A 19,488-nucleotide genomic window follows, 5' to 3' on the forward strand; every position below is an offset into this window, starting at 1 on the left:
GAGGCTTATTAGCTTTGAGGTGAGTACCGTGAGGTTCTCGAGGGGCAGGAACTTCCTGTTCAGGGTTCCCGAGGGGGAGGAGCTCCTGAAGTTCATAAACGAATTTGCAAAGAAGAACAACGTCCTGATTGGGACGGTCAGCGCCATCGGGAGTCTGAAGAATCCGAAAATAGGTTACTTCGATGAGGATGCGGGTGAGTACAAGGTCATTGAGCTGACCGGCACCTATGAGCTGGTCTCCCTCGCGGGCAACATAAGTGTTAAGGACGGTGAGCCGTTCGCCCACATCCACGTTGCCCTGGGCGACTCCGACGGCATGCTCTACGGCGGTCATCTTGTTGAGGGCGAGGTCTTCGTGGCCGAGGTTTTCATGCAGGAACTCCTCGGTGAGCTGCTTGAAAGAAAGCCGCAGGAGAACGGATTGGCGCTGTGGGATGCGATGGAACTTTGATTTTTATCCTTCTTTGAGCAAGATTCCACGAGTTCTGGGAAAGGTTTATATACATGTTAACTATACCTCACATTGTGTTAGAAATATTTAACATTCGGAGGGATCCCGATGGAACTGACCGAAAAATGGGTGTCCGTGGCAGTCGCATGTTTGGCGGCGTTTCTCGTGCTCTGGTGGAGAACAGGATGGGAGGGAAGTGGCGCTTTGCTTGCGGCGATATTTGCCCTGATCGTTGCGAACCTCTTCCTCCTCGGATGGAAGGCTTGGGAAGCCAAGAAGGAAAGGGGGGAGGGCTTTTCGTCCAGGGATGAGGTGACGCTGTACGTGGAGGGTAGGGCCGCCTATTATGCCATGAACGCCGGTCTCTGGTTCATGCTGGCGTTGCTCTGGTACATGTGGGGCATTCACGTCTTTGGACTGTCACTGCCGGAACCCAGTGCCCCCGAGGCCATCACAATGTCCGCGCTCTTCATGGCGCTTCTCTTCCTCGGGCTTAAGTGGAAATTCGGCAGGACAGGGAACCTCGGGTGAGGGTGATGAAGACGCGAATTAAGGAATTTCGCGCACGGTACAACCTCACGCAGGCTGAGCTGGCAAAGATGGTGGGAGTACGAAGGGAGACGATAGTTTTCCTTGAGAAGGGGAAATACAATCCCTCACTCAAACTGGCGTACAAGATAGCGAGGGCTCTGAACACGACGGTGGAGGAGCTCTTCATCTTCGATGAGGACGAGCTTTAGTTGGAGTCTCATTTTTTGAGAAATTTCCCCCACAGCAGCGCGTAGTGCCAGATTATCATGGCGAAGATTCCGGTGAACTCGGCAATGGCGACGCCGCTGAAGGTCTTAAACGCCCACCTCGCGAGGAGAACTTCTGCGGTAAAGAGCAGAACGGTGAAGGCTCCGAATCTTCCCCGACCTTCGAGCCAGAGGCTGGCTCCGGCTATCAGGAATCCGACGCTCCCGGCCAGAAAGAAGCCCCAGCTGACGTGGTAGTGCGGTTCAGTTCCTTCCGGAAAGACCGCTATTCCCGCCAGAAAGGCCAGTCCAAGAATGAAAACGCCGATTCCAAGCTTGGAGACGGGATTTTTAACCTCCTTGAAAAGACCCATCACGTAGTAGATGGCGAGAACCGCGGATATGAACAGGGGAACGTTCATTACCCAGCTGTGGGGCAGGCCGACCTTTCCCAGGTCGCTTATCGCGTTGTTCGTGAGTCTCCACCAGGAGCGGTTTATGAGGATCGCCGCCCCTATCCCGCCGAGGGCGATTGGGGGAGAAAGAATGCCAGCCCACAGCTGGCTCTTTTTCATTCTCGGTCACCCTTCGTAGAAAATTCGGTAGTGCTGAACGTACTTCTCCTTTTCCAGCAGGAAGTCGTCGTCCTCAGGATAGTACTTCGCTATCTCCGGGTTCTCGCCGGCAAACTTCTTGATGGACTCCATTGAGTCCCATATCGTGACGAGAAGGAAGTGGGCAACGCCTTCTTCGTCTTTCCTCATGAAGTAGAGCTTTAAAAGGCCATCAACGGAACCGTAGTCCGGAACCGCCCTTTCGATAAGGAACTTTTCGTATTCGTCCGCCTTTTCGATCGGCACCCTCCCGTGCCAGAGCCTCATAACGGCCACTGAAATCACCCAGCATTATTCTCGGCCGCATCATATAAAAAACCTCCCGGGGTTACTGGGTAAGCGCCCACCTGGCGCTCTTTACAAGACTCACGACAGCAACAACGCTCGCAAAGGCCCAGAGGGCCATGATAAGGGCAACTCCGAGCTCTGGCAGCGCGAGCGTTTTGATTGAGGTGAATATGGTCGCGGAGATTACGAAAACCCCTGCCAGTCTGCAGGGCCTTCTAAGTTCGAGCCTACATTCCGTGAGCCCAACCTCTCCGTGCTCTCGGGACTTCTTTAGGGCGCGGTACAGCAGGAAGAACGTGGCCGCGTAGAGCAGCCAGATTGGGGCCTGGGCGGAGAGGCCAGGGAGGGCTTCCCTTCTCAGCAGGGAGCCGAAGATGATGTAATACGCGAGGAGAGCCAGAAACAGGGGTTTTAGCTCCTTTGACGTTGGAAGGAGCCCTTCCATGTCATAGCGTCCGCCTTTAAAACGCCCCAGCCAGATGTGTACGAGGAGGATCAGGAACGCCGAGGAGGAGAAAGTGGAGAGGAATGAATGGAGCGGTGATGGGGCGTTTGAGGATTCGACGATGCCGAGGAGTGTAGCAGTAAGGTACGGATGTCTGAGCACGATACCGGGAAGGATCCTCCTCCCCGAAGTCAGGAGCTCCGCGACTCCAAGGGGGATGATGAACGACATGAACGGGTGCCAGAAGAGCACCACGACGAGAACCTCAAAGATTCCGACGCCACCGATCTTGAGGACGGAGTCCCACTCAGGGTTCCACACCACTTTGGTTATGTACGCCTCGTAGAGGCCAAAGAGGATTCCCGCGAGGTAGAGGGTCTCGAACCGGGGCTTCCCAAAGTGGTAGACGATTCCCGCTAGAACCAGGGTGTGGAGGCCGTAGAGAGGAAGGAGGGAAATTATTCCCCAGGGTGTAAAATACGGATAGAGGTATGAAGCCACCGTCACCTCGGCAAAGAAGACTGACAGCGAGGCGAGGAGAAACCAGAAGAAGTACCCCTGCATCCCCAGCCCGCCCGTTGTGTGTCCCATGTAGGTGTTTATCGGGCGCATGGTTCACCAACTATCAATCTTACAGGTAGTTTCTCAGTATGAACACGGCGAACCCCAGAGTGAGTATTCCAAGAATGATGACTATCACGGTTTCAAGGGTTGAATACTCTCGGAGTGCTCCCCTCTCGCGTTGGAACCTTTCAGTCCTTTCGCGGGCAAGGGGGTTGGACCTCTTAATGGTGACTTGGTCTGGGAACGGACCGCGCATGGACTCACCATTATTTTCTCCGCTCTGGAGATATTTTAACATTTTGCGGGCTCTATGTTAGAACTTTAACTTTTGACGGGAGTGTACTCACGAAAAATGTTGGAAGAAGGTGCTCAAGTTCACCAACCACCACCGCGGCCGCCGCCCATTCCACGGCCCATACCTCTGCCTCTTCCCATGCCGCGTCCCATACCTCTTCCCATTCCTCCGCCGGCTCCACCTCCCTCGGGGCCAAAAACGGCCTGGGTGAGCTCACCCCTCAGGAAGGCTTCGACGGCTTCTCTGACGGTCATCGTGGCCGGGGCCGAGACCATCCTTATGCCTGCAGCCTGGAGTACTCCCGATGAGTTGGGCCCAAAGCTTCCCGCAATGACAACGTTGGCCCCCTGGTCTATGCAGAACTGCGCCGCGGTAACTCCGGCTCCCCTCGGCTGGCTGTAGCCGGGGTTCTGGACGACCTGGGCGTTGGTTATTCCCCCGTTCTCGACGTCAACTATCGTGAAAGTGGGGGTTCTTCCGAATGCCGGGTTCACCCTGTCATCGAGTCCTCCGTTTACGGTTGAGACTATGATCCTCATTCACATCACCTCCTGGAGAATTAGGAAAACCGAACTTAAAAAAGTTTGCATACGCTCAAAATGGCCTCCCCCATCCCCAGAAATGGGATCTCAGGAATGACCTGAGGACTAGAAGGGCCGCGAGACCCAGAGCGTATGGAAACGCCACAACGAATAGCTTGAACATGAAATACAGGATCCCCACAAGGAAGAGCAGGTCGATTAGACCGTACGCGCCGCCGAATGGATAAAATCCGTACCCTGGCCTGCCGTATCCCCTTCCCATCCCTCTTGGCATTCTCCGTTCCTCCGATACGTTATCAAGGCTCATGCCCATAATGTAAAAAGAGAGGGTTCACCACCAGCCGTAGAGCCAGCGAAGGGTCCTCCTGCTGGGTTGGCCGGTCCAGGGGCAGTAGCCGAGTCTGGCTCCCCAGCCTCTTCCTCCTCTGCCCCATCCACGGCCGAAGCCTCTGCCTCTTCCCCAGCCACCACCGCGGCCCCAGCCTCTGCCCGGGCCAAAGCCGTAGCCGTAAGCGGGGTAGGCCGGGTATGTGGGCGTCGCCGGGTACGGGCCATATGCGGGAGCCGGCGTTGTCGATGTCGCCGGGGCAGGCGGCACTGGGGCCGTGAACTGGCCAACGCTTCCGCTGACGACGGCCTTTACCGCCTCCTCAACCGGGGTTCCCGGAGCGACCTGGTAGAGGCCTTATTCCTGCGGCCTGTATGGCTCCAAGGGCGTTGGGGCCGACCTGCGGTGCTATCACCGCTTCGACACCCTCGTTGATGAGGGTCTGGGCGGCCATTGGTCCGGCTCCGCCTCCCGCCATGGCGGCACCGTTCTGGATGACCCTGCTGTTGGTGACGTTGCCGTTTTCGTCAACGTCCGCTATGAGGAACGCGGGCGCCCTGGCAAAGACCGGGGCAACGGTGTCCTCGAGTCCCCCTCCATTGGTGGGTATCGCGATTCTCATCTCAACCACCTCACTTTCATTCTATTATTTTGTGCATATGCACAGCATTTAAAGTTTTCGGTTACCCTAATCCCACCGAGCCCCGATGATCCTTTCCCGTTGAGTATGGTGCTGTGGTGGTCATAAGAAAAGTCATGATGCAGGGGCAGTGCCTGGGGGCTGCCTCACGTTGCTCTTTAATCTGCTACCTCTTCACGAACCTGCCATCATCCCTGGCCTCGGGAAGCTTGTGAACGTTTCGCTCCAGCCAGCCCTTTCTCTCTACGGTTCTGATGTCAAACTCGGGCACGTACGGTTTTATGTCAAGCAGCGGCGTCCCGTCAACGATGTCAACGTCTTCGATGTGGAGCACGTTCCCATCGACGCCGATGAGCCTCACTATCGAGAGGCCGATTGGATTCGGCCTGCTGGGGGCACGGGTGGCGAAGACTCCGTGTTCCTCGTCGTCCATGTATGGCCTAACGAGGAGCTTTCCAGGCTTCGCGAGGTGGAAGTGGTAGATTAAGATGATGTGTGAGAACCCCTCGATGTCTTCCAATCCGGGTGCGTACTCGGGGAAGACCTCAACGGTTCCTCTGACCCCTTTCGCCGCCGAGGGCTGTATTGGAACGCCCTTTGGCTCATTGAACGGGCTGTGGATGACTCCAATGGGTCTGTATGAGATCTCTCTCAATTCTATCCCCCAGTTCCCATTTGAAGGCGACCTTAAATCCTTTTGCACTATTGATCAGCCACTCTCTCCCCGGAAGTACGCGGCGTTGGTTAAGCTATCTTGTTTTACTTTAAGCTCTTTTGTTTACGCAAACGTTTAAATTCGAACTTCAAACTTCTTTTCGGGTGGTCTAATGAGGGGTGTCAAGGCGCTGTTTTTCATCCTGGTACTCGCCGGGGCGGTTCTTGCGGCCGGCTGTATAGGCTCTACAAACGCCTCGGAAGATAGGAAGCCCTTTGAGGGTCAGACCATTACCGTCTGCTCCGGCGCAGGCCTCATGAAGCCTATAAACGAGCTGATAGGAATGTTTGAAAACGAAACGGGGGTGAAGGTCGAGGTGCACTACGGCGGGAGCAGTGAAATCTTCGGCGTCCTGCAGACGACCTGCGGCTGCGACGTCTTCATCCCCGGGGCCTGGTACTACACGGAGCAGGCGATGAAGAAGGGCTACATCCTCAACGGCACCGTCAGAAACGTCACGGAGCACATCCCAGTTATAGCGGTTCCAAAGGGCAACCCGAAGGGGATTCACTCCCTCGAAGACCTCGCGAAGCCGGGCGTTAGAGTCGTCCTCGGCGACCCGAAGGCTGCTGCAATCGGCAAGGTCTCGAAGAAAATCCTCGAAAAGAACGGCCTCTGGGATGAAGTGAAGCCCAACGTCGTGGTTTTCACGCCGACCGTCAATCAGCTCCTCATCTATATATCCACCAGACAGGCCGATGCTGCGATAATCTGGGAGGACATGGTAACATGGGCTCAGGCGAAGGGCAAAATTGAGGTTGTCCAGATACCACGGGAGCAGAACTCGATTAAGACGATTCCAACCGCGGTAACGACCTGTGCGGAGAAGGACGGCCACGTTGAAGTCGCGAGGGCCTTCAACGAGTTTGTGGCGAACCACACTGAAATCTGGGAGAAGTGGGGGTTCAGGCCATGGAAAGGTTGAGATTCAGAACTTTAACGATTTTTGTGGCATTTCTATTCACCTTTTTCCTCTTCATGGCGATAGCCACCCTCTTCTTCGTCCCAAGGCCCCACGAAATCCTTGAGGCGCTGAAATCTGAGGAGATGGTTTACTCCCTCAAGCTCTCGCTTATAACGGCATCAATCTCAACCCTCCTCGTCATCCTCATCGGGATCCCCATAGGCTACGCCCTCTCGCGCTTTGATTTCCGAGGGAAGAGCGCCGTTAAATCAATCCTCGACCTTCCGATGGCCTTCCCCGAGCTCGTCCTCGGTCTCGCTCTGCTCCTCCTCTTCGGAAGGACCGCGTTTGGGGATGCCCTGAGCGCCCTCGGGATAAATGTGGTCTTCACGAAACTCGGCATAGTTGTGGCCCAGTTCTTCACTGCTCTGCCCTATGCTGTCAGGGTGATCTACACGACCTTCGAGGGGATAAGTCCGCGCTACGAGCTCGTCGCGAGGAGCCTCGGCTACTCCGAGTTCGAGACCTTTAGGAAGGTGACCCTGCCTATGGCCAAGGATGGCCTTTTCGCCTCGACGATAATCTCGTTCGCGCGCTCGATGGGCGCCTTCGGTGCCGTCCTGATACTCGCCGGCGGGAGCTACATGAACACTGAGATACTGCCTGTGACGCTCTACCTCAATATCTCCTACGGCAACATCGGCATGGCAATAACGAGCGGAATAGTCCTCGTCGTTGTCTCGTTCCTCGCGATACTCATCTTCGAGAGGCTGGAGGGTGGTGAGCATGGCCCTGTTAGAGGTTGAAAACCTGGGCATAGACCTTGGGGACTTCCATCTCAGAGACGTCTCGCTCTCGGTTGAGGAGGGGGATTACCTGACGGTCATCGGGCCAACGGGGGCGGGAAAGTCCGTCCTCCTTGAGGCCATAGCGGGCTTTTACCCCCTCCTTTCCGGCAGGGTACTCCTCGACGGCCGGGACGTGACGAAAGAACCGCCGGAACGGAGAGGAATAAGCATAGTCTATCAGGACTACATGCTCTTCCCCCACCTGAGCGTTTTCGACAACATAGCCTTTGGCCTCAGGAAGAGGGGCCTCTCCATGGAAGAGATAGAGCGCGAGGTCAAAACCATAGCAGGGGAGCTCCACATTGCGCATATTCTCCATAGGAAGCCCGGGACACTGAGCGGTGGGGAGCAGCAGAGGGTCGCGCTCGCGAGGGCCCTTGTGATTAGACCGAGGATCCTCCTTATGGATGAACCCTTCTCCGCCCTGGATTCGAAGACGAGGGAGAGGCTTCGCTCGCTGGTGAAAGGGGTCATAGAGGAGTACGGCACGACGGTGATCCACGTCACCCACGACTTCGAGGACGTCTTTGCCCTGGCAAAACACGTCGCCGTGATGAGGGACGGCAGAATCGTCCAGTTCGGAACACCTGAGGAAGTCTTTTCAAGGCCCGGAGATGAGTTCATAGCCGGTTTCGTCGGAACGAACCTGCTCCGCGGAACCGCCGGGAGGAAGCGCGATGGTCTCACCGCGGTTAGGGTCGGCGACGTAATCCTCTACACCTCGGACGAAGCGAAGGGGGAGGTTACCCTCTCCCTACGGCCGGAGGAGATAATACTCGCGAGGGAGCCCGGCGAGTGCTCCGCCCAGAACGTGGTCCCCGTTGAGGTTGGGGAAATGGAGAGGCGCGGCCAGCTCGTCTGGCTCTCTCTGATCTCGGACGGCCTTTCGCTTCGCGCGGTGGTGACGCCGAACGCCGTGGAGCTCCTCAAAATAAGGCCTGGAGAAAGGTTCTACGCCCTCTTCAAGGCGAGTGTGCTGAGGGTGGTTGGGTGAATCCGTGGTCCTCCCGTGCTTTTTTCCTTCCTCCAAAGTTCGGACGAACCCTGGTCAGAAACGTTAACTGATTATCCATTTTTGGACCGTAATGTTTAAAGTGTGTGTAATTCACATCAAAAGTGGAATTAGGTTAGGCTAATCTAACTCGGAGGTGGTTTCGGTGCTCGTGAAACTCGGGATTCCTGGATCGAAGGGATAATCCCCAGGGAGTTTCCTTCCAACACTTCGACGCTTGTGAGCGGTCCCGGCGGCTCTGGAAAGCCCCTCATCGGATATATCTTCGCTTCCGGCTGGCTTAAGAACGGCGGGAACGTGGTTTTCCTCTCGTAGGCGAGCTGAATCCGGGAATTCCTCTCTATGCTCCGCCGGGAAAAGGGGCAATGGGAAGGCAATGGGGGTTTGGGGTTAGGGAGGTCACGAAGGCCGGTGAGATCGAAGCCAGAGTTTGGACTTCGGGGCCCTTAAACGGGTTTGAGCAGGCGGTTGGGATGGAAACGCCTTCAGGTCTCGTCGTCATCGTTGGCTGTTCCCATCCGGGCGTTGACAGGCTCACTAAGGCGGTCCTTGAGGTTTCCGGACATGAGAAAGCCCATCTCGTAATCGGTGGTTTTCATTACCCCTTGGCCAGGACCCTCGACAGGCTGTCGGAGCTGAGTGAGTTCATAGCCCCTGCCCACTGTTCCGGGGAGGAGGCGAAGGCGTATGTGCTGAAGAAATATCCCGAGAAGTTCGTGGGAGTGAGAACGGGGAGTGTTTTGGAAATCTGAGCTGTCTGAACAAAAAAATGATAAAGAAAAAGTCCCATGGCATGGAAGGTTGGCTCACTCTCTTACATTTTTCTTTTGAAAGCCTCGCCCTTCAGGGCGGGGAGGAGGTCAGCCTCCGTGGTGGACGTCTCTCACGGTAAAATACGCCCCGACCGAAAGGGCTCCAAGGATTAAATAGGATGTCACGTCGTTTATTGGCCTCCACCCTGCAAAGTCCTCGCTGTGAAGGAGGTATGCCTCGATGGCGTCTGCCCCCATGACGAATAGGGCGAGCACACCCAATGCCATTCCGAGGAGTGCCCCGACATAGACGTAGGCAACGGCCCTCCCGTCGTTTTCAGTGATCCTCTTCAGGCCCGTTAGATAGACAGCGCTTATCGTGAGGAGGGCAAGGCCAACGAAGATGTCGCCCGTCGGGGGTACCCCGAGGCTTATTTCCCTGCCGAGCCAGCTCAGACTTTCGATGACCCCGTAGATGAGATAGAGGAGGCCAAAGATGGCGCTGATAACCTTCATGGTTCCGAGGTTCACTTCCCTGCTCACGCCAGTGCACCCCCTATTCCAACTATTGCGAGAGCCACGAGATACGCTAAAATCAACTCGTAGACCAGAGCAAAGAGCGTCCACTTCCACCCTGCTTCTCCTTTTATGGCCGCAAGGGCAGCTACGCAGGGCACGTATATCAAAGAGAATGCCATGAAGGCGTAGGCTGTCTCAGGGGTAAAGGCTCCACTCGCCGCTATTGCGTGGGAAACTGCGGTCTCTTCCTCACCGACGCCGTAAAGCACACCGAGCGTTCCGACGACTATCTCCTTTGCTATGAAGCCAAAGAACAGGGCCACGGCTGCCTTCCAGTCCCATCCCATCGGACTGAACAGGGGCTGGAGGGCGTGCCCGAGCGCCGCCACCCACGACTTGGCCAATAGTTCGCCGTTTTCGAGGGCCTCTGACCCAAGGTAGCCGCTTGGCCCGGTGACGGAGAGCAGCCAGACGATTACAACCCCTGCAAAGATTACAGTGCCCGCCTTTCGCAGGAACTTTTCAGTTCTCGCCCACGCAGCGCCAAGGATCCCCCTCCAGTTCGGCCTGTTATACGGCGGAAGCTCCATGATGAAGTAGGACGGCTCGCCCTTGAAGATTACTTTCCTGAAGAGCCACGCTATCACCAGCGCGAGGCCTATTCCGAGGAGGTACATACTTGTTATCACCGCTCCTTCCTTCCCAGTGAAGAAAGCTCCTGCGAAGACGCTGTAAATCGGAAGCCTCGCCGGACAGGACATTAAGGGGTTCACGAGTATCGTTAGAATTCTGTCCTTTTCGTCTTCGAGCGTTCTCGTGGCCATTATCGCGGGGACGTTGCAGCCGAAGCCCATTATCATGGGGATTACCGACTTCCCGTGGAGACCGAAGCGATGCATAACCCTATCCATGACGAAGGCGGCCCTTGCCATGTACCCACTGTCCTCAAGCCACGAGAAAGCCAAAAACAGGAACGCTATCGGCGGCAGGAACACGAGGACGCTCCCGAGGCCCGCTATGATTCCGTCCCTTAGGAGAGAGGCCAGCGCGTCGTTTGCTATGTGGGAGCCAAGGGCATCGCCGAGCCAGCCGAAGAACCAGTTTATTATGTCACTGAACGGAGCGGAAACGTCGAAGGTGAACTTGAAGGTTGCCCACATGATGCCTATGAATATCGGTATGCCGAGATACTTGTGGGTGAAGACCTCGTCGAGCATCTCCGAGAACGTCATCCTCTCCTCACGCGCGACTATCGCCCTCTCCGCGGTTTGGGTGATGAGCGCATACCTCTCATCGGCGAGAGCTAACTCGAGATCCTCGTACTTCCTCTGGAGGTCTTTCTTTATGTCTATCAGTCCTCTCATTATCTCGTCCCTCTCGGAACTGCCTTCAATAACGCCCTTTACATCCTTGTCCCCCTCGAGAAGCTTTATAGCAAGCCAGCGCGGGTTGTACTCCTCTGAGAGCCTCTTGTCAAGCCGTATAACTCTTACAAGGCGTTCTATGTATGGCTCGAAGTTTGGGTACCTCAGCGGTTTGGGCTTCCTTCCAAGGCTTTCGGTGATGGCCTTCTTGAGCTCCTCGATCCCCTTCCCCTTGGAAGCAACCATCGGGACAACGGGAACCCCTAAGGCCCTCTCAAGCTCCTTCGGGTCTATCTTGATGCCCTTCTCTTCCGCCAAATCCATCTTGTTGAGGACAACGAGAACATTGGCCCCTATCTCGAGGAGCTGGAGTGTGAGGTAGAGATTGCGCTGAAGGTTTGAGGCATCGATGATGTCCACAACGAGGTCTGGTTTTTCGCGGACTATGAAGTCCCTTGCTATCTTTTCGTCAAGAGAGTAAGCAGTCAGCGCGTAGACGCCGGGCAGGTCAATAACATGGAACTTTCCTCCCAGGTATTCAAACTCACCTTCCTTCTTCTCCACGGTAACGCCGGGCCAATTGCCGACATGCTGTTTCAAACCCGTCAGGGCGTTGAAAATCGTCGTTTTACCCACGTTGGGGTTCCCAATTAGAGCTATCACAGCTTCCCCCATCATTCCACCTCCACGAGGATTTTCATTGCGAGCCCCCTCCCGAGGGCGAGCTGGGTGTCTCCAACGGCCACTATCAGCGGGCCGGCCATCTGGTTTCTGATCACTTTAAGTTCGCTTCCAGGAACGAGGCCAATCGCCATGAGCTTCGCGAGGACACTCCTTCCCCCCGTTACACGGGTAATCCTTGCCCTTGTGCCCTCGTTGAGAAAGCTCAAGGGCGTCATTCACTCCACCTCTATGAATCGCGCTTCACCTTCCCTAAGGGATAGCTTGTAGCCGCGAACTTCAATCTCTATGGGGTCCCCGAGGGGCGCTCTCTTCAGGACTCTGACCTCTATGCCCTTACTCAGACCCATTGCTGCGAAGCGGGCCTTTGGTCCTCCAGTTATCTCCCGGACCCGGACAGTTTTTCCGGGTTCCACATCGCTCAGTCTCATCTCCCATCCCTCCATGTACACTTTTATACGCAATATTTAGGTTTCCCTAATAACTTCAGGATAGGCTAATCCAACATGCCCTTAAATAACTTTCTGTTTGTAAAATTAACCCTAGATGTTTGAAACTTAAAAATTAGGTTAGGCTAACCTAACTAGAATGTTCTGAAATGTGCATCCCCTGCCGATAAAAACAAAAAAGAGAAGGTTTGGAAGAAGAATATGAAGAGTTTTAAATTAAAAATGAAGCTACAAATCTGCCTCATTATGAATTTCCGTGCATATGCACGGATTAAAGCTTAAAAACTTTTGGGTAATGGTTTTTAGTTATTCTCGGATTCCAAGGAATTCACACAGCCGCTTGAGGAATTCCGTCTTCCTGCCCTTCCCTGTCACAAAGCGGAGAACCCTTAGCTCTTCGAGGGTCTCACCGTCAATGCTTACCTTTCTGCCCGCTTCCTTTACATCCCTGCTCTCAGCGAGCGCTTTAACGATCTTCCACCCGTTTGGAAGGAGCGCGTTAAAATACTCCTCCACCCACTTCCTATCAATCGAACGGACGAAGAGCTCGCCCTCTCTGGAGAGGCGGTAGTAGGTGTGGTGCTTGTGGACCTCGAAGGCCTTCTTAAAGCGCGCCCTGCTTCACTTTACCGCACTCCCTGGGTCGCGTTCTATCAGGCCGATTTCAAGGAGGTCGCCGATTGCATCCGTTATGAGTTCAAGCGGAAGGCCGCTCATCTTCCCCATCATCTTCGCGTAATCAACGCCCGCCCTTTTCAGGTGGGTCAGGACGTAGAGGTGAACCGGGAGGAGCTCAAATCCTCGGTAGGAACCTGCCCGTTCTTTTCGTGTATTCTCGCCACTCATCGCCGAACCTCTCCTCTAGGGCGTTCTCTTCTTCTCCTATAAATTTCACCAATGCGAGCCAGTAGACGAGTGGTAGGCCCAGCATAAAGCCTCCGATGGCGAGCGAGAAGCCGAGCACTATAAGAAAGCCCCAGATTGAATAGATAGGGTGGCGGACTCTGGAGTAGCAGCCCGTTGTGAGCAGCTCGCCCCTTCGGTAGGCCTTCGAAACCTGCCGGTAGCAGAGGAGCCAGAAGACTATGCCGACTGTGAGAAGGGCAACCCCCAAGGCCGGAAACCTGGGAAAAGAGAAGTTGAGCCTCGAATTAAAGTAGAAGGCCAAAACCGCGTAGGGGACCGCGAAAAGGAACCTTGGGAACTATCCCAAGGAACCTCATCGCTCACTCCTCTATTGGCGGCTTTTCGGCCTTCTTCGCCTGGGTCTGCTCCCAGAGGTCGTCGAAGTTCTCAACGACACGCTGGAGGGCTATCTTAAGGTCCCTCGTCCTCGTGAAGAAGGCCACCTTGTTGGTCTTGTCACGGATCCTCAGGAAGTTCGGCCCCATTCTGAATGCAGCCAGGACGTCAACGTCGAGGAGCTGGCTCACGACGGCCTTGAACTTCCTGGGGTCGCCGTGGCCGTCGTCCTCTTCCTCGAAGTCCTTGGCCCTGTTGTGCCTCTTTTCGAGAAGCTTAACGCTCCCGTTTTCATAGACCTCGTATATCGCGAAGAACTCCGAATCCCCGTAGTGGGCATCTATGAGCGTCTCGTCGTTCTCCATTCCAAACGCGACCTTCAGGCACCTCATGAGCATCACCGTTTTGAGCGTATGCACAAAGCTTAAAAGCTTTTAGGTTAGCCTAATTCCTGGAGGTGAGAGCTTGCAGATAGCGGTGAGTGGTGGAAAAGGTGGCACCGGAAAGTCCACGGTCGCGATTAACCTGGCGATAGTGCTTAGGGAGCGCTACGACCTTGTCTTGGCGGATCTCGATGTCGAGGCGCCGAACGACCACCTCCTCCTCGGCGTGGAGCTGGCCAACGAGGAGCCGGTTGAACTGTTCATGCCGCGCTTTGACTATCAGAAGTGCACCCGCTGCAGGAAGTGCGCTGAAGTCTGCGAGGAGCACGCGATAATAACCATGCGCGACGGGACACCTTTCCTCATGCCGAACCTATGCTCCGGCTGCGCCGCCTGTGAAATAGTCTGCCCGGTTCCGGGGGCGATTCTGCCGGGTAAGAAGCTGATGGGGCACACATACCTTACTGAAACCCCCTACGGCTTCCCGCTCGTTACGGGCCGGCTCCTTGAGGGTGAGGAGAGGGCGATGCCGATAGTTTCCAGGGCCAAGAAGCGTGCCCAGGGGCTTGAGAAGGAGCTTTTGATGGTTGACACCGCCGCGGGGACGAGCAACACCGTCTCAAAGGCCCTTGAGGACTCAAGGCTCATCATAGCCGTCACCGAGCCAACTCCCCTCGGCATTCACGACGGCGAGCTGATTCTTAGGCTGGCGAAGCTGATGGACATCCCGGCGATGGTCGTTGTGAACCGCTCGGACCTCGGCGACGTGGCTAAGGTGCGCGAGATTGCCGAGAAGTACGGTGCGGAGGTAATAGCGGAGATTCCGTACAGCGAGAACGTCATAAGGAGCTACGTTGATGGGAAGCCCATAGTCCTGACGGAGTATCCCGAGGCGGGGCTCTTCAGGGAGATTGCTTCCAGGGTCGTTGAGTTCCTCGGAGGTGGTGAGTGATGCAGCTGGTCATAGCGAGCGGCAAGGGAGGCGTTGGAAAGAGCACTGTTACGGCCTCGCTCCTCTACCTGCTGAAGGACGAGTACCGGTTCGTTGCCGTTGATGCCGATGCGGACGCGCCGAACCTCGACCTGCTCCTCGGCGTGGAGCGCTGGGAGGAGGAGAGGGAGCTGGTAGGGGCGAAGGTGGCAAGGATAAACACGGAGAGCTGCATAAGGTGCGGCATCTGCCAGGAGCGCTGTCCCTACGACTGCATCAAGGTCATAGACGGCGACTACGTTGTCAGCGAGCTGACCTGTGAGGGCTGCAACGTCTGCGGTCTGGTGTGCCCCGTTCCGGGGACGATAAGTCTCGACGAGGTTCGCTCTGGAGTCGTCAGGAAGACGACCACCCGCTACGGCTTCCCGCTGATTTCGGCCCAGCTCGACGTCGGCAGGCCCAACAGTGGAAAGCTCGTCACCGAGGAGAAGGAGTGGGCGAAAAAGCTCATGGGCGAGCTTGGCCTGAAGCACATGGTGGTTGACAGCGCCGCCGGAATCGGCTGTCAGGTTATAGCGAGCATAGGCGGGGCGGATCTGACGATACTCGTGGCGGAGCTACCCCTGCTTCCCTCAGCGACGTGCAAAGGGCCTACAAGGTCGTTCAGCACTTCAGGCAGCCGGCTTACCTCATCATCAACAAGGCCGACTTCAACCCCGGCTTCACTGCCCTCAGGGAGTGGGCTGAAGCCGAGGGGATCCCGATACTCGGAGAAATACCCTACGACAGGGCCATTCCGAGGAGCATGAGCATGCTCAAGCCCTTCGTCGAGGCGTTCCCCGACTCGAAGGCGGCTGACGCGATGAGGGAGATAGCCGAGAGGGTTAGGAAGGAGATTCTGAAGTGACTCCACCGGGCCCGGTCTCGGGCCCATTACCCCCACCGCAAAGCAGATTGGGGGTTATCGTTTAGAGACCACCCTTCGGAGTTTTAAACCGCTCAAAGGCGGTTTTTGAAGGACGCATATTTAGTCTCTTTTGTTTTCTGTTATTCCTAATAATATTTAACACGTACGATAAACCTTGAGTTCCAACGTATCGTGTTTTCTGCCGGTGTACTGCCTCCAAGGGGAAGCGGCGCTTCCGGAGGGTATAAAAACCCCGATGGCGACTCCCAAGCATGCGTATCCTGGGAGAGATAAAAGCGATCAGCAACGACGACTTGGAGTTCTAGAGGCCAATGGAAAGACGGCCTATGTTCCATTTGCCTACCCTGGAGATGTGGTTAATGTGGTCCCCGCAAAGAGACGCTTCGGCAGGAGAATCGTCACCGATTTTGAGCTTCTCGAATCCTCCCCGCTCAGACAAACCCCGAGATGCCCCTACTTTGGGAAATGCGGCGGCTGCCTCTGGCAGGGGATGAAGTACCGGGACCAGCTGAAGTTGACCCACCGAGGAAGGGGTTGAAGGAGGCGTCGGAGCTTTTGATTAAAAGCGGCGTTGAGAGAATCGTTTACGTCTCCTGCAATCCGGGGGCGTTCAAGCTGGACTACGAGAACCATTTAAAGAGGGTGTATAGGTCCAGGACGCGCTTTTGGCCGATATGTTTCCCCACACGCCCACGTTGAGGCGGTTCTTCTGCTGGAAAGGAAAAATTGAGGGACTATGGTTACTTTTTCATAAAATCCTCAAGGCTGAGCTGTCCTTTCCTCGGGGGTTTCTTCGTTTCTATCTCTGTTTTCAGCTTCTCTTCGATCTTCTTCAGCGTCTTCCAGCTCCGCCTGACTATCGGCGGGAACTCGCCGTGCTCGCGGTAGTAGTTCTCCAAGAACGCCCTCGTCCTCGGGTCGCTGGGATAGCCGCTTCCAATCTCGCCGTACTTCTCCTTCAGCTTCTCTATCGCCCTGTCGCGGGTTACCTTCGCTATTATCGAGGCCGCCGAGACCGGCACGAACTTGTCGTCGGCCTTGTGCTCCGCTATTATCTCCGCCTTAAAATCCAGCCTTTTCCCGATGTCCTCGCCGAAGCGGGCCTCCTTCACGTCGGCGGCGTCGATGTATATCACGTCGGGCTTCACCTTGAGCGAGTTGAGGGCTTTAACGAAGTTCTCCACCTCGAACTCGTTTAAAGTTCCCTCGCGAGAGTCTATCTCCTCCGGCCAAAGCTCCAGAACCACGTAATCGTCTAGTAGAGAGATTATCTCATCGAACAGCCTCTCACGCCGCTTGGGGGTGAGCTTCTTCGAATCCTTAACCCCAAGCTCCTCGAGCGTTGGAACGTTCCTTTCATCCACAACAACCGCTGCTATGGCCATAGGGCCGATTACGGGGCCCCTGCCGGCTTCGTCGATTCCAGCGAGCTTCAAAGTTTCACCTCCTGAAGAGTAGAGCGCCGTAGATGACGCCGAGCATTATCGTCGCCAGGCCGCTGGGGGGTATGTCGGTAAAGTAGGCGAGGATCACGGAGGACACCTGGACGCCCAGAGTGAGGAACAGGCTGGCCCCGATGACCTTGCGCAGGTCGCTGCTGACCATCAGCGCTATCGCGCCCGGAAGAACGGCCACCACCTGGAGGGTTATGAGGCCGACGGTCTGGACGATGAGGGCGCCGATGGCACCGACGAGGACGTAGAGGATCATGAGGTAGGCCCTCGCGTTGCCCCCGTAGCTCTCCATGCCCTCGGGGTCGAAGCTGAGGTAGAGGAAATCGCGGTACAGGAAGAGGACGACGAAGAAAAGAAGGGTACCTCCGATAACGAGGACCGTGAGGTCGTCGAGGGTTATCAGGAAGATGTCCCCCGTGAGGTAGGAGACTATGCTCTCGCCGAGCGGGAAGTATGGTCTGGTTGCCATCACCTTGTAGAGCACGCCAAAGCCGAGGACCGTGAGGCCGGCGACAAAGCTGGCCACTATTCCAACGGCGGAATCGGGGGAGAATCCGAGCTTCTCAAGCTCCGCTATCGTGAGCACGACGATGATGGTGATGATGAGTGCAACGAGCATGACCAGGGAGAGATTCTCGAACAGCAGGCCGAGTATCATTCCAAGGACCGCACCGAACAGCAGGGAGTGGAAGAGGGCATGGGTTAGAAAGGCCAGTCCCTTCGTGTTGATGAGCGGGCTGAGCATGCCGAGCAGGACGCTTACCATAACGCTGGCAAGGAGAGCCCTGATCAGATACTCCGGGATCACCGCCCGCCACCCCCGTGCCTGTGCAGGTGGACGTCGCCGGTTATGCAGAAGAGCTTGCCCTCAACGGGTATGACCCTTGCCAGCGGCCCATATACGGATTTGATTATCGGGTCCTGAAGGACGTCCTCCGGCCTTCCGAAGGCTATCAGGCGTCTGTTGAGGAGCATGATTCTGTCCCCGACCTCGATTAGGGGGTTGATGTCGTGGGTGGTGATGACCATCGTCACCAGTCTCTCGCGCTTTATCTTGGCCAGAACGCTGGCGACCTCCGCCCTTGCGCTGGGGTCCAAGGCGGAGAGCGGCTCGTCGAGGAGGAGCAGTTTGGGGTCGCTCATCAGGGCCCTCGCGAGGAGGACGCGCTGCTTCTGACCGCCGCTCAGCTCGCTGAAAAGCCTGTCACCCACCTCAGCGAGCCCGACGAAGCCGAGGACTTCCCTCGCTTTCTCCATTGTCTCCGGCGGAAGCTTGAAGTGGACGAAGCCGCGGCGGTAGACGCCGCCCATCGCAACGACCTCAAGGGCGGTGAGGGGAACCCTCTCGTTGAGGCTGTGGCTCTGAGGGACGTAGCCTATGAGCTCTTTCGCCTCGCAGGGCGGTTTCCCGAAGACCTCCAGCCGTCCGGTGTAGTCCCTGTGGAAGCAGGCGATTGCCTTGAGCAGGGTCGTCTTGCCTGCCCCGTTGGGGCCGAGCAGAAGGAGCGTCTCGCTATCCTCGAGAGTGAAGTCTACCCCCTCCACAGCGGGCTTTCCGTCGTAGAGTATCGTGAGGCTTTCGGCGGTTATTGCCTCCATGGTAATCTCCAGACTCCAGTTTAAGCGGTGCGTTTTTAAACCTTGATGTGCACCTGCTGGACAGAGGTGGCTGACCTCTTCCCCGCCGTGAGGGGCGGGGGTTTGCCTAACCCCTCGCTAAGGGCGGAGAGGTTTGAGGGGTCTCATTCAAACCCACTAAAAAGCGGGTCTTCAACCCCTCTGGCCGGGCCTTCGGCCAATTACCCCTCCTCTGAGCGTAAAGCCCGCTCAGACTCGGGGTTATGGTTTTCACCACCTTCTTCAAAATATTAAACGCCCCAACCAAGTCTGAATTGAAGACAAGCCCCGTCTCGGGACACTTAAACAATCCCCTAACAAACCTCGCCCCCTCGTGAGGCCTCCCGCAGACGGGGCAACGCTTAGACGTGAAAACCTCATTAACGACAATAACGCTAATACCATACTCCTCAGCGACCTCCCTGAGACGCCGAATCACGGTATTGAATCGCCAGACGTGGGAGAGGAGATAATTCTGCTTTTTACCCTTGTTGGAGTTCCCACTGATGCCCTTCGGATAGCCAACAACAATCCTTGAAACACCCATCTGGTAGAGCCTTTCAACTGTTTGCCTCACCCTCGTGTTAATGTAGTGCCTCGCCTGGAGTTTAGCCTTCAAGTGCATTCCTGAGAGTTTCTTACTCTTCTTTGCCCCGCTTTTGTTGATTTTGGATTGATACTCTGCTATCCGTTTTTGCCAGTAAAAATCAATGCTCTTGAGCGGTCTCCCGTTCACTAAGAAGCTTTCCCCGTTCTCAACGTAAACGGCCATCAGGTTGTTCACT

27 protein-coding genes and 4 pseudogenes are annotated in these 19,488 nt (G+C 55.9%); 11 read left to right on the forward strand and 20 right to left on the reverse strand.

What is annotated here, in order from left to right; translation table 11 throughout:
- Positions 1-28: 28 nt before the first annotated feature.
- From APY94_RS00855 to APY94_RS00865, 3 genes are all read left to right on the forward strand, one after another.
- Positions 29-451: a PPC domain-containing DNA-binding protein gene (locus APY94_RS00855; RefSeq protein ID WP_058937842.1), complete on the forward strand. Its 423-nt coding sequence runs from the start codon at positions 29-31 to the stop codon at positions 449-451.
- A gap of 108 nt (positions 452-559) precedes the next feature.
- Positions 560-982: a hypothetical protein gene (locus APY94_RS00860; protein WP_058937843.1), complete on the forward strand. Its 423-nt coding sequence runs from the start codon at positions 560-562 to the stop codon at positions 980-982.
- A 5-nt stretch (positions 983-987) separates the two neighbouring features.
- Complete coding sequence (locus tag APY94_RS00865) at positions 988-1,191, forward strand: helix-turn-helix transcriptional regulator (protein WP_058937844.1); 204 nt, start codon at positions 988-990, stop codon at positions 1,189-1,191.
- Positions 1,192-1,199: 8 nt separating this feature from the next.
- On the opposite strand, the gene APY94_RS00870 is transcribed toward APY94_RS00865, so the two are convergent.
- The 8 genes and pseudogenes from APY94_RS00870 to tsaA all read right to left on the reverse strand — a co-directional run bounded on the left by APY94_RS00870 (position 1,200) and on the right by tsaA (position 5,559).
- Entirely contained in the window at positions 1,200-1,763 is a 564-nt protein-coding gene (locus APY94_RS00870) for a DUF998 domain-containing protein (RefSeq protein ID WP_058937845.1), read from the reverse strand.
- Positions 1,764-1,769: 6 nt separating this feature from the next.
- The gene (locus APY94_RS00875; protein ID WP_245610365.1) at positions 1,770-2,069 is read right to left on the reverse strand and encodes an antibiotic biosynthesis monooxygenase; all 300 of its coding nucleotides are present in this window, start codon (positions 2,067-2,069) and stop codon (positions 1,770-1,772) included.
- Positions 2,070-2,130: 61 nt separating this feature from the next.
- Positions 2,131-3,147, reverse strand: coding sequence for a hypothetical protein (locus APY94_RS00880; protein WP_211259682.1), 1,017 nt, complete (start codon positions 3,145-3,147; stop codon positions 2,131-2,133).
- A 19-nt stretch (positions 3,148-3,166) separates the two neighbouring features.
- Entirely contained in the window at positions 3,167-3,355 is a 189-nt protein-coding gene (locus APY94_RS00885; protein WP_058937847.1) for a hypothetical protein, read from the reverse strand.
- A 119-nt stretch (positions 3,356-3,474) separates the two neighbouring features.
- The gene (locus APY94_RS00890) at positions 3,475-3,933 is read right to left on the reverse strand and encodes a NifB/NifX family molybdenum-iron cluster-binding protein (protein ID WP_058937848.1); all 459 of its coding nucleotides are present in this window, start codon (positions 3,931-3,933) and stop codon (positions 3,475-3,477) included.
- A gap of 55 nt (positions 3,934-3,988) precedes the next feature.
- Positions 3,989-4,210: a hypothetical protein gene (locus tag APY94_RS00895; protein ID WP_058937866.1), complete on the reverse strand. Its 222-nt coding sequence runs from the start codon at positions 4,208-4,210 to the stop codon at positions 3,989-3,991.
- Positions 4,211-4,267: 57 nt separating this feature from the next.
- Positions 4,268-4,886 (reverse strand): annotated as a pseudogene (locus APY94_RS00900) (NifB/NifX family molybdenum-iron cluster-binding protein).
- 184 nt (positions 4,887-5,070) lie between these two features.
- A complete protein-coding gene (tsaA, locus tag APY94_RS00905) occupies positions 5,071-5,559 on the reverse strand; it encodes a tRNA (N6-threonylcarbamoyladenosine(37)-N6)-methyltransferase TrmO (protein ID WP_058937849.1) in 489 nt (162 codons plus the stop codon).
- 172 nt (positions 5,560-5,731) lie between these two features.
- Between tsaA and modA the strand changes: the two genes are divergently transcribed.
- The 4 genes from modA to APY94_RS13530 all read left to right on the forward strand — a co-directional run bounded on the left by modA (position 5,732) and on the right by APY94_RS13530 (position 9,135).
- Positions 5,732-6,544 carry a molybdate ABC transporter substrate-binding protein gene (gene modA, locus APY94_RS00910; RefSeq protein ID WP_058937850.1) on the forward strand — a complete coding sequence of 271 codons (813 nt, stop codon included), beginning with the start codon at positions 5,732-5,734 and terminating at the stop codon, positions 6,542-6,544.
- Positions 6,532-7,329 (forward strand): ABC transporter permease, encoded by a 798-nt coding sequence (locus tag APY94_RS00915; protein WP_058937851.1) that lies wholly within the window; start codon positions 6,532-6,534, stop codon positions 7,327-7,329. The genes modA and APY94_RS00915 overlap by 13 nt, the downstream gene beginning before the upstream one ends.
- Positions 7,310-8,365: an ATP-binding cassette domain-containing protein gene (locus APY94_RS00920; RefSeq protein WP_058937852.1), complete on the forward strand. Its 1,056-nt coding sequence runs from the start codon at positions 7,310-7,312 to the stop codon at positions 8,363-8,365. The genes APY94_RS00915 and APY94_RS00920 overlap by 20 nt, the downstream gene beginning before the upstream one ends.
- A 491-nt stretch (positions 8,366-8,856) precedes the next feature.
- Positions 8,857-9,135 carry a hypothetical protein gene (locus APY94_RS13530; RefSeq protein WP_245610360.1) on the forward strand — a complete coding sequence of 93 codons (279 nt, stop codon included), beginning with the start codon at positions 8,857-8,859 and terminating at the stop codon, positions 9,133-9,135.
- A 108-nt stretch (positions 9,136-9,243) separates the two neighbouring features.
- Here the strand turns inward: APY94_RS13530 and APY94_RS00930 are convergent, their stop codons facing one another.
- From APY94_RS00930 to APY94_RS00960, 8 genes and pseudogenes are all read right to left on the reverse strand, one after another.
- Entirely contained in the window at positions 9,244-9,678 is a 435-nt protein-coding gene (locus APY94_RS00930) for a hypothetical protein (protein ID WP_058937853.1), read from the reverse strand.
- Positions 9,675-11,693, reverse strand: coding sequence for a ferrous iron transport protein B (gene feoB / locus APY94_RS00935; RefSeq protein WP_058937867.1), 2,019 nt, complete (start codon positions 11,691-11,693; stop codon positions 9,675-9,677). Before feoB ends, APY94_RS00930 begins: the two co-directional genes overlap by 4 nt.
- Positions 11,693-11,917 (reverse strand): FeoA family protein, encoded by a 225-nt coding sequence (locus APY94_RS00940; protein ID WP_058937854.1) that lies wholly within the window; start codon positions 11,915-11,917, stop codon positions 11,693-11,695. Before APY94_RS00940 ends, feoB begins: the two co-directional genes overlap by 1 nt.
- The gene (locus APY94_RS00945; RefSeq protein WP_157065426.1) at positions 11,918-12,130 is read right to left on the reverse strand and encodes a FeoA family protein; all 213 of its coding nucleotides are present in this window, start codon (positions 12,128-12,130) and stop codon (positions 11,918-11,920) included.
- 324 nt (positions 12,131-12,454) lie between these two features.
- On the reverse strand, positions 12,455-12,664 hold the full coding sequence (locus tag APY94_RS13535) for a hypothetical protein (protein ID WP_245610367.1): 210 nt from the start codon (positions 12,662-12,664) through the stop codon (positions 12,455-12,457).
- 72 nt (positions 12,665-12,736) lie between these two features.
- Positions 12,737-12,994: pseudogene (locus tag APY94_RS13540) on the reverse strand (DUF2250 domain-containing protein); the annotation flags it as partial.
- On the reverse strand, positions 12,942-13,262 hold the full coding sequence (locus APY94_RS00955) for a methyltransferase family protein (protein WP_245610361.1): 321 nt from the start codon (positions 13,260-13,262) through the stop codon (positions 12,942-12,944). The pseudogene APY94_RS13540 and the gene APY94_RS00955, both read right to left, overlap by 53 nt.
- A 112-nt stretch (positions 13,263-13,374) precedes the next feature.
- Positions 13,375-13,782, reverse strand: coding sequence for a NifB/NifX family molybdenum-iron cluster-binding protein (locus APY94_RS00960; RefSeq protein ID WP_058937856.1), 408 nt, complete (start codon positions 13,780-13,782; stop codon positions 13,375-13,377).
- Positions 13,783-13,855: 73 nt separating this feature from the next.
- On the opposite strand from APY94_RS00960, the gene APY94_RS00965 reads away from it, so the two are divergent.
- The 4 genes and pseudogenes from APY94_RS00965 to APY94_RS13980 all read left to right on the forward strand — a co-directional run.
- Positions 13,856-14,725, forward strand: a complete 870-nt coding sequence (locus tag APY94_RS00965) for a nucleotide-binding protein (protein ID WP_058937857.1) — start codon at positions 13,856-13,858, stop codon at positions 14,723-14,725.
- Positions 14,725-15,611 (forward strand): annotated as a pseudogene (locus APY94_RS00970) (nucleotide-binding protein). Before APY94_RS00965 ends, APY94_RS00970 begins: the two are co-directional and overlap by 1 nt.
- Positions 15,612-15,816: 205 nt before the next feature.
- Positions 15,817-16,170 carry a hypothetical protein gene (locus tag APY94_RS00975; RefSeq protein ID WP_211259683.1) on the forward strand — a complete coding sequence of 118 codons (354 nt, stop codon included), beginning with the start codon at positions 15,817-15,819 and terminating at the stop codon, positions 16,168-16,170.
- Positions 16,146-16,362 (forward strand): annotated as a pseudogene (locus tag APY94_RS13980) (23S rRNA (uracil(1939)-C(5))-methyltransferase RlmD); the annotation flags it as partial. The gene APY94_RS00975 and the pseudogene APY94_RS13980, both read left to right, overlap by 25 nt.
- A 10-nt stretch (positions 16,363-16,372) precedes the next feature.
- Here the strand turns inward: APY94_RS13980 and rnhB are convergent.
- The 4 genes from rnhB to APY94_RS00995 form a co-directional block, all read right to left on the reverse strand.
- Positions 16,373-17,068 carry a ribonuclease HII gene (gene rnhB / locus APY94_RS00980; RefSeq protein WP_058937859.1) on the reverse strand — a complete coding sequence of 232 codons (696 nt, stop codon included), beginning with the start codon at positions 17,066-17,068 and terminating at the stop codon, positions 16,373-16,375.
- A 4-nt stretch (positions 17,069-17,072) separates the two neighbouring features.
- Entirely contained in the window at positions 17,073-17,894 is an 822-nt protein-coding gene (locus APY94_RS00985; protein ID WP_058937860.1) for a metal ABC transporter permease, read from the reverse strand.
- A complete protein-coding gene (locus APY94_RS00990) occupies positions 17,891-18,685 on the reverse strand; it encodes a metal ABC transporter ATP-binding protein (RefSeq protein ID WP_058937861.1) in 795 nt (264 codons plus the stop codon). The genes APY94_RS00985 and APY94_RS00990 overlap by 4 nt, the downstream gene beginning before the upstream one ends.
- A 106-nt stretch (positions 18,686-18,791) precedes the next feature.
- The coding region (locus APY94_RS00995) for an RNA-guided endonuclease InsQ/TnpB family protein (RefSeq protein ID WP_157065428.1) at positions 18,792-19,488 on the reverse strand (697 nt) is incomplete at its 5' end.

The sequence above is a fragment of the Thermococcus celericrescens genome (assembly GCF_001484195.1).
GTDB classification, from domain to species: Archaea; Methanobacteriota_B; Thermococci; order Thermococcales; family Thermococcaceae; genus Thermococcus; species Thermococcus celericrescens.

Bases quoted from the DNA above. Each gene is read 5' to 3' on its own strand.
- APY94_RS00920 (WP_058937852.1), top strand. From the start codon at position 7,310: ATGGCCCTGTTAGAGGTTGAAAACCTGGGCATAGACCTTGGGGACTTC.
- APY94_RS00990 (WP_058937861.1), bottom strand. From the start codon at position 18,685: ATGGAGGCAATAACCGCCGAAAGCCTCACGATACTCTACGACGGAAAG.
- APY94_RS00875 (WP_245610365.1), bottom strand. From the start codon at position 2,069: ATGAGGCTCTGGCACGGGAGGGTGCCGATCGAAAAGGCGGACGAATAC.
- feoB (WP_058937867.1), bottom strand. From the start codon at position 11,693: ATGGGGGAAGCTGTGATAGCTCTAATTGGGAACCCCAACGTGGGTAAA.
- APY94_RS00870 (WP_058937845.1), bottom strand. From the start codon at position 1,763: ATGAAAAAGAGCCAGCTGTGGGCTGGCATTCTTTCTCCCCCAATCGCC.
- APY94_RS00880 (WP_211259682.1), bottom strand. From the start codon at position 3,147: ATGCGCCCGATAAACACCTACATGGGACACACAACGGGCGGGCTGGGG.
- APY94_RS00895 (WP_058937866.1), bottom strand. From the start codon at position 4,210: ATGCCAAGAGGGATGGGAAGGGGATACGGCAGGCCAGGGTACGGATTT.
- APY94_RS00940 (WP_058937854.1), bottom strand. From the start codon at position 11,917: ATGACGCCCTTGAGCTTTCTCAACGAGGGCACAAGGGCAAGGATTACC.
- modA (WP_058937850.1), top strand. From the start codon at position 5,732: ATGAGGGGTGTCAAGGCGCTGTTTTTCATCCTGGTACTCGCCGGGGCG.
- APY94_RS00865 (WP_058937844.1), top strand. From the start codon at position 988: ATGAAGACGCGAATTAAGGAATTTCGCGCACGGTACAACCTCACGCAG.
- APY94_RS00890 (WP_058937848.1), bottom strand. From the start codon at position 3,933: ATGAGGATCATAGTCTCAACCGTAAACGGAGGACTCGATGACAGGGTG.
- APY94_RS00860 (WP_058937843.1), top strand. From the start codon at position 560: ATGGAACTGACCGAAAAATGGGTGTCCGTGGCAGTCGCATGTTTGGCG.
- APY94_RS00960 (WP_058937856.1), bottom strand. From the start codon at position 13,782: ATGAGGTGCCTGAAGGTCGCGTTTGGAATGGAGAACGACGAGACGCTC.
- APY94_RS00945 (WP_157065426.1), bottom strand. From the start codon at position 12,130: ATGAGACTGAGCGATGTGGAACCCGGAAAAACTGTCCGGGTCCGGGAG.
- APY94_RS00915 (WP_058937851.1), top strand. From the start codon at position 6,532: ATGGAAAGGTTGAGATTCAGAACTTTAACGATTTTTGTGGCATTTCTA.
- APY94_RS00885 (WP_058937847.1), bottom strand. From the start codon at position 3,355: ATGCGCGGTCCGTTCCCAGACCAAGTCACCATTAAGAGGTCCAACCCC.
- APY94_RS13530 (WP_245610360.1), top strand. From the start codon at position 8,857: ATGGAAACGCCTTCAGGTCTCGTCGTCATCGTTGGCTGTTCCCATCCG.